Raw genomic sequence first — 7,341 nt, forward strand, 5'->3', positions numbered from 1 at the left:
ACTCTTTTCGCCAGCTCTGGAATCCATAGGAACAAATAAGGAACATCTGAGCAAGGAGAACGTCATGGGCCAGCGCCCTTCGGCGACGGAAGAGCTTTTTGCCCTCAGGCAGGCAGTTGCCCGCATCGAGGGAAAGCCCGACCATGCCGCGCGCCTGGCTGCAATGGCGGCAGGCGCGCAAGACGAACGCGCACACACCGCAACCGGCATGGCCGGAAGCGATGCAGCCTCCGTTTTCGCGCCGCTGGCCACTGAACTCACGGCACGGGGGGCGATGGTCGAACTGCGCGGCGAACGGCTGCAGCAGGCGGGCGCAGTGACCGGGCTTGGTCTGTCTCTGGCCTTGATGCCGGCATCCCCAGCAGAGGTTGGGGACGCTGCGGACAATCGCAGCGCGCCACGTCATCTGCTCTTCATCGCCGATCCGCATGTCGTGCGCGAGGCGGGCCGTGCCTATGCGCCGGGATTGACCGATTACGGCCTCGCCCCCGCCCAACTCGTGCATGCCCTGCCCCGCCGTATCGAAGATGCCTTGTGGCTCACCGAGGCGGCCCTGTCCTCGCGCGCCTTTGCCGCCGTGCTGCTTGAAGTGCACGGCAACCCGAAGAAATTCGGCCTGACCGAAAGCCGGCGCCTCAGCCTCAAGGCACGCGGCACCGGTGGCAGGCTGTTGATCCTGCGTCAGGCAGGCGAGGAGGAGGCATCGAGCGCCGCCCTTCGCCTGTCTGTCGAACCCGCGCCGGCGGCGGCGCGGTCTCTCGCCGACGGGTCCCTGCTGGGCGGCAGCATCGGGAACCCCGTCTTTCGCATCCGTGTCGAAAAATCCCGCATGCCGGGCCGGACCGACCTCATTCTGGAGTGGACACCCCATGACCGCCGCCTTCGCGCCATCGCTTCTCACCCAACATCCGGCCTCGGATCGCCGTATTCTGTCCCTCTGGCTTCCGAGGCTGTCGACGGATCGCATCGCCCGCCGCCGCTGGGGTCTGTCCTGGCGTTTGGACCGGTCCTCGACCACGCCTCCTGAGCGCCCGCCGCTGGCCTGTGCCGGCCGCTCAGCCAATACGATGCGCCTGACCGCCCTTGATGAAGCAGCAGAAGGCTTTGGTCTGCGTGTGGGCCAGGGCCTGGCCGAGGCCCGGGCAATCTGTGCAGGCCTCGATGTTCTGGAGGCAGATCCCGCCGCTGATCGAAGCTTTCTCGATGCGATTGCCGACTGGTGTGATCGCTATACGCCGCTCGTTGCCCTCGATGGCGAGGATGGTCTGCTGCTGGATATCAGCGGCTGCGCCCATCTCTTCGGTGGCGAGGCGAAACTCGTCGAGGATCTGGACCAGCGCCTCACCGCCTTCGGCCTTGCCGTGCACATCTCGGTCGCCTCGACGCCAGGGCTTGCCCGCGCCTGCAGCCGCTTCGGCGGTCCCACGCTGGTCTCCCCGCCCGACGCTATCCGGGTTCTGTCACCCCTGCCGGTCGCGGCCCTGCGCCTTGATGCGGGCACGCTGGCCAATCTTGCACGCGTCGGGTTAAAGACGGTGGGCGACCTGATCGCTGCGCCGCGTCCGCCGATCACCCGCCGTTTCGGCCCGGTCCCGATCCTGCGCCTCGATCAGGCGCTCGGCCACGAAGGCGAGCCGATTTCGCCGCGCCGCATGCTGCCGCTCCTCTCGGCCGAACGGCGGCTGGCCGAACCGATTGTCAGCGAAGACCATGTGCTCGACCTTGCCGGCCGTCTCGCCGGCGGCCTGAAGACCGCGCTCGAAGCCCGCGGCGAGGGCGGTCGCCTGTTCGAACTCCTGGTGTTCCGCGTCGACGGTCGTGTCTTCCGCATCGAGGTTGGGGCCTCCGCTCCCTTGCGCGATCCCGTCCGCATCCGCGCGCTTTTCCGCGAACGCCTTGGCGTGCTCGCCGACGAACTCGATGCCGGCTTCGGTTATGAATTGCTGCGGTTGAACGTGCTCCTCAGCGAAGCCTTCGATATCCGGCAGGCAGCCCTTGCCGAAGACGAGGGCGCCGAGGCAAGCGAGCTTCTCACCCGCTTCCTTGATCAGGTGACTGCCCGCCTCGGCGAGCGCGCCTTGCGTCTGCCGGTACCACTTGCCAGCCACTGGCCGGACCGTGCCGCAACCCATGCCCCCCTCACCGATGGCCTCAAGGCGCTCGGCCGTGCTCTGGTCGGCACGCGCGACATAGCCTCGCCCAGGCGCAGTCCGCGCCCCATTCGCCTGCTCGACCGACCGGAAGAGGTCGAGGTCATGTCATCGGTGCCTGACGGCCCACCGGCCAGTTTCCGCTGGCGCCGCGTCCAGCGCCGCATCGCCCGTGCCGAGGGGCCGGAACGCCTGGCGCCGGAATGGTGGACGGATGGCGAGGATGCGCCACCGCGCGATTATTTCCGCATCGAGGACACGGCAGGCCAGCGTTTCTGGCTTTATCGCGAAGGCCTGTTCGAGCGCCGCACCGTCAACCCGACCTGGTTCCTCCAGGGTTTCTTCTCCTGAGGCGGGCATGAACACTCCGTCTGGAGGGCTTTTGAAAAGCCCCACAAACCCGCAGGGCTTTTTCGAGATCGGGCTGAAAAGCAATTTCTCCTTTCTCGACGGCGCCTCGCATGCCGAGGAACTCGTCCAGCAAGCCTTGGCGCTCGGTCTCGACGGGATCGGCCTTGCTGATGTCAACACTGTCGCCGGCGTCGTGCGCCTGCATGCATCCGCCAAGCTGAACGGGCTTGAATTTCGCCCCGGCGCCCGCCTCGTCTTTGCCGACGATACGCCGGAACTTCTGGCCTATCCCATGGATCGCAAGGGCTGGGGTAATCTCTGCCGCCTGCTCAGTGCCGGCAACCTGCGTTCGCAGAAGGGCACCTGCACGCTTTATCAAGCAGATCTCCTCGAATGGGCGCAGAACATGCTCTTCGTTGCCATGCCCCCGTCGCTCGCCGAGATCAGCGATGTCGAGGCCTATCAGGCCCGCCTCGCCCGCATCCGGCCGGCCCTCGGCGACCGGCTCTATTTAGGCCTTGTGCCGCGCCATGATGGTTCCGATCGCAAGACTTTCAACGAACTCGGCCTGATTGCACGCCGCTTCGATCTGCCTCTGGTCGCCACGAACGACGTCGTCTACCACGCCCCGGATCGAAAGCCGCTTGCCGATGTCGTCATTGCCATCCGCGAACATGTGGGTATCCGTGAGGCTGGCTTTCGCCTGCATGCCCATGCCGAACGCCACCTGAAATGCGGGGCCGAAATGGCCCGTCTGCTGCGCGCCTGCCCGGAGGCCATGACCAACAACCGGAAACTCTTTAGCCGGCTTCGATTTTCGCTTGACGAACTCTCGCATCAATATCCCGACGAAATCTTCGACGGGGAACCGCCGGCACGGGCGCTTCGCCGCCTCACTTTCGAGGGCGCGACCCGTCGCTATCCCGGCGAAATCCCGCAAAAGGTGCTGGGCCTCCTCGACTACGAACTGAAGCTGATCGCCGAAAAGCGCTATGAACCCTATTTCCTCACGGTCTATCGCATTGTTTGCCACGCGCGCGCCGTCGGTATTCTGTGCCAGGGCCGCGGATCGGCTGCCAATTCTGCCGTCTGCTTCTGCCTCGGCATCACCGAGGTCGACCCCCAGAAGACCACCCTCCTCTTCGACCGCTTCCTCTCGACCGAACGCGACGAGCCGCCCGATATCGACGTCGATTTCGAGCATGAGAAGCGCGAGGAGGTGATCAAGTTCATCTATGAGACCTATGGCCGGGAGCATGCAGCGCTCACCGCAGCCGTCATCAGCTACCGCGCCCGCTCGGCCGGTCGCGAGGTGGCAAAGGCCTTCGGTCTGTCGGACGATGTGCAATCGGCTCTTGCCGGCTCGATCTGGGGCTGGTGGACGAGCGACTTCACCGAGGACCAGGCCAAGGCCGCAGGCCTCGACCTCCAGGACAAAACCACCCGGCATGTCCTGTCTTACGCCCAGGCCCTGCAGAATTTCCCCCGCCATCTCTCCCAGCATGTCGGCGGATTCGTCATCACCCGCGACCGCCTGGACGAAGTGGTGCCGATCATGAACACGGCGGATGGCCGCTACATGGTCGAATGGGACAAGGACGATCTCGATACGCTGAAGATCCTCAAAATCGACGTGCTGGCGCTCGGCATGCTCACCTGCCTCGCCAAGGCCTTCAAGCTGCTGTCCGCCCATTACGACCGCCAGGAAACGCTGGCCTCGGTCAATGAAGACCAGCGCCCGGAAGTCTATGACATGATCTGCCGGGCCGACACCCTTGGCGTCTTTCAGATCGAAAGCCGCGCCCAGATGAGCATGCTGCCGCGGCTCAAACCCCGCATCTTCTATGATCTGGTCATCGAGGTCGCCATCGTCCGCCCCGGCCCGATCCAGGGCAATATGGTCCACCCCTATCTCAAGCGCCGGGAAGACAAGCTCGCCGGTCGGCCGATCGATTATCCGAGCGAGGAACTGCGCACCGTGCTGGAACGCACGCTGGGTGTCCCCCTCTTCCAGGAACAGGCCATGCAGATCGCCATCACCGCCGCCGGCTTCACCCCGGGAGAGGCCGACAGACTGCGCCGTGCTATGGCCACCTTCCGCCGCACCGGCCAGGTTTCGAGTTTTCAGAAGCGCATGATCGAGGGCATGGTGGCCAATGGTTACGATCCCGAATTCGCCGCCCGCTGCTTCAGCCAGATCGAAGGTTTCGGCGAGTACGGCTTTCCCGAAAGCCACGCGGCCTCGTTTGCCCTGCTGGTCTATGTCTCCTGCTGGTTCAAGGCCTTTTATCCGGATATCTTCTGCGCCGCGATCCTCAATTCCCAGCCCATGGGCTTCTATGCGCCGGGCCAGCTGGTGCGCGATGCGCGCGAGCATGGCGTCGAGATGCGGCCCGTCGACATCAATCATTCCGCCTGGGATTCAACGCTCGAAGGCGATGCGCAAGGGCAACCGGCCTTTGATCCCGCCCGCATCGCATCCCGCCACCGCTCCATGACCAGCGTGATCAAGAGCCGCCATGCCGTGCGTCTCGGGTTTCGCCAGATCAAGGGCCTGTCGGAAAAGGATATGAGCCTCCTCGTTGAAAGGCGCGGCGCGGGTTATGATTCCGTCCGCGATCTCTGGCTGCGCACGCGCCTGCCCCGCGCGGTGATCGAGAAACTCGCCGATGCCGACTGCTTTTCGTCTCTGGGACTGAACCGCCGTGATGCGCTCTGGGCCGCCCAGGCGCTCGATGCGGGAGCGGCAGTCGAAGACCTGCCCCTCTTCCTGACACGTCCGGACGAGGATCTGCAGCAGGAGGCCGAAGTCGCCTTGCCGCGCATGCTGCCGGGTGAAGAAGTGCTGAGCGACTATCGCACGCTGAGCTTCTCGCTGAAGGCGCATCCCTTGTCCTTCCTGCGTGAGGCCATGCATCGGGCGGGGCTGAAATCGGCAGCCGATCTCGAAAACATGGCGCATGGCGCAAAGGTGCAGATCGCCGGCCTGGTTCTGGTGCGCCAGCGACCAGGCTCAGCCAAGGGCGTGATCTTCATGACGCTGGAAGACGAGACAGGGACATCCAACGCCATCGTCTGGCCAAAGGTCTTCGAGCGCTATCGGCCGGTGGTCATGGGCGCAAGGCTGGTTGTCCTACGCGGCCGGCTGCAAAAGGCCCATGGTGTCATCCATGTCGTCGCCGATCATCTCGTCGATGCCAGCCCCCGCCTCGGCCTGCTGCTCAAAGACCTGAAGGCCTTTGATACATTGGCCCATGCCGATGAGGTGCGCCGGCCGGGCGTCGACCAGCGCCAGGCAAAACGCGAGAAGCAAACGCGCCCGATGCCACCAAAGCCACCCTCCACGCTGCCGGTGGCCGCCCCACCGCCCGGCCATCCGCGGCGCAGCGCCATGGCCCAGTTGATGCCCAAGGGCCGCAATTTCCACTGACCCTGTCTGGGCATTGCACGTCCAAGCAAGCCGTGTCTGCGAATTTTCTTGACAAAGCTCATCTGGTTTAACACAAAGGGGACAACGAGTGTCATGTTTGACGAGTGCCCGACCATGCTGGTCTGCAGCTGCAATTACATCACCGACAAGGACATCAAGGCAGTCATTACTGAACTGCTGGATGAAGACTGTTGGCAGTTGATCGTGCCGGGCAAGGTCTACCACGCCATGGGCAAGCGCGGTCGCTGCTGCGGCTGCTTCCCCAATGTCGTTGACCTCATCATCCGCACCACTGCTGAATATCACGCCGCCCGCAAGACCGAGGAAACCAAGGTCGTCGACTTCATGGAGCGCCTGAAGCAGTTCCATGAAGAGCAGAAGGCAGCTCTTGCCGAGCGCCGTCAGGCCATGCTCGCCAGCCGTCGCGCAGCCGGCTGATCCCTTTCTTCGCCTCAAAATCATCACTGACAGAGATTACCAAGACACGCCGACAGCCTCGCATCGTGCGCGCAATGTGCATATGCGAGCCGTTGCGCATGCCTCTGTGATGCGCGAAGGCGCCGCCGTATCGGGCGCTGAAGTTGCACGATAAACGTCACAACACTTTAGAATCCTTCTAACAACACTCTCGACAGATCGAATTTCGGGCGGTAATGTTTCGGCATTCCAATCACGTATAAGGACGACAAACATGAAGGGTGATCCGAAGGTCATCGAGCAGCTCAACGAAGCGCTGTTTCTCGAACTCGGCGCTGTCAATCAGTACTGGCTGCATTACCGCCTGCTGAACGACTGGGGCTACACCAAGCTCGCCAAGAAGGAACGCGCCGAGTCGATCGAAGAAATGCAGCACGCTGACAAGATCATCGACCGCATCATCTTCCTCGAAGGTCACCCGAACCTCCAGACAGTCGCACCGCTGCGCATCGGCCAGAACGTCAAGGAAGTGCTCGAAGCAGACCTCGCCGGCGAATACGATGCCCGCACCGCCTACAAGGCCTCGCGCGACATCTGTCACGCGGCCGGCGACTATGTCTCGATGAAGCTGTTCGAACAGCTGCTGATCGATGAGGAAGGCCATATCGACTTCCTCGAAACCCAGCTGGAGCTGCTCGGCAAGATCGGCGAAGAGAAATACGGCCAGCTCAACGCCGAATCCGCCGATTCGGCCGAATAAGCCCAAGCCATCACAGCGAAAGCCACCCCAGCGAAAGCCCCCTTACGGGGGCTTTTTTGTTTCGCGATACGAGCTCCCGGATCCGATTTGGATCTGCTTCACCGGAGCAAGCGCGCAACGGCAACGCCGCCCAGAGCGACATGCCCCTCTCCTCTGCCTGCATTGGACGCCAGTTTTCCGCCCCCCGCCAACGTTGACGCCTCCCCTCATCCTGAGGCGCCCGACACAGTCGG

5 protein-coding genes are annotated in these 7,341 nt (G+C 63.6%); all 5 read left to right on the top strand.

Annotated elements, in window-relative coordinates; all coding sequences use genetic code 11:
- Positions 1–64 precede the first annotated feature (64 nt).
- Positions 65–1,027 carry an ImuA family protein gene (locus IP76_RS23470; RefSeq protein WP_054158063.1) on the top strand — a complete coding sequence of 321 codons (963 nt, stop codon included), beginning with the start codon at positions 65–67 and terminating at the stop codon, positions 1,025–1,027.
- A complete protein-coding gene (locus IP76_RS10050; protein WP_306765474.1) occupies positions 966–2,501 on the top strand; it encodes a DNA polymerase Y family protein in 1,536 nt (511 codons plus the stop codon). Before IP76_RS23470 ends, IP76_RS10050 begins: the two co-directional genes overlap by 62 nt.
- A gap of 31 nt (positions 2,502–2,532) precedes the next feature.
- Complete coding sequence (locus IP76_RS10055; RefSeq protein WP_245281432.1) at positions 2,533–5,931, top strand: error-prone DNA polymerase; 3,399 nt, start codon at positions 2,533–2,535, stop codon at positions 5,929–5,931.
- A 36-nt stretch (positions 5,932–5,967) separates the two neighbouring features.
- Complete coding sequence (locus tag IP76_RS10060; RefSeq protein ID WP_197278328.1) at positions 5,968–6,369, top strand: bacterioferritin-associated ferredoxin; 402 nt, start codon at positions 5,968–5,970, stop codon at positions 6,367–6,369.
- A gap of 253 nt (positions 6,370–6,622) precedes the next feature.
- A complete protein-coding gene (gene bfr, locus IP76_RS10065; protein ID WP_054158066.1) occupies positions 6,623–7,108 on the top strand; it encodes a bacterioferritin in 486 nt (161 codons plus the stop codon).
- Positions 7,109–7,341 lie beyond the last annotated feature (233 nt).

The organism is Rhizobium sp. AAP43 (assembly GCF_001296045.1).
Lineage (GTDB): Bacteria > Pseudomonadota > Alphaproteobacteria > Rhizobiales > Rhizobiaceae > Allorhizobium.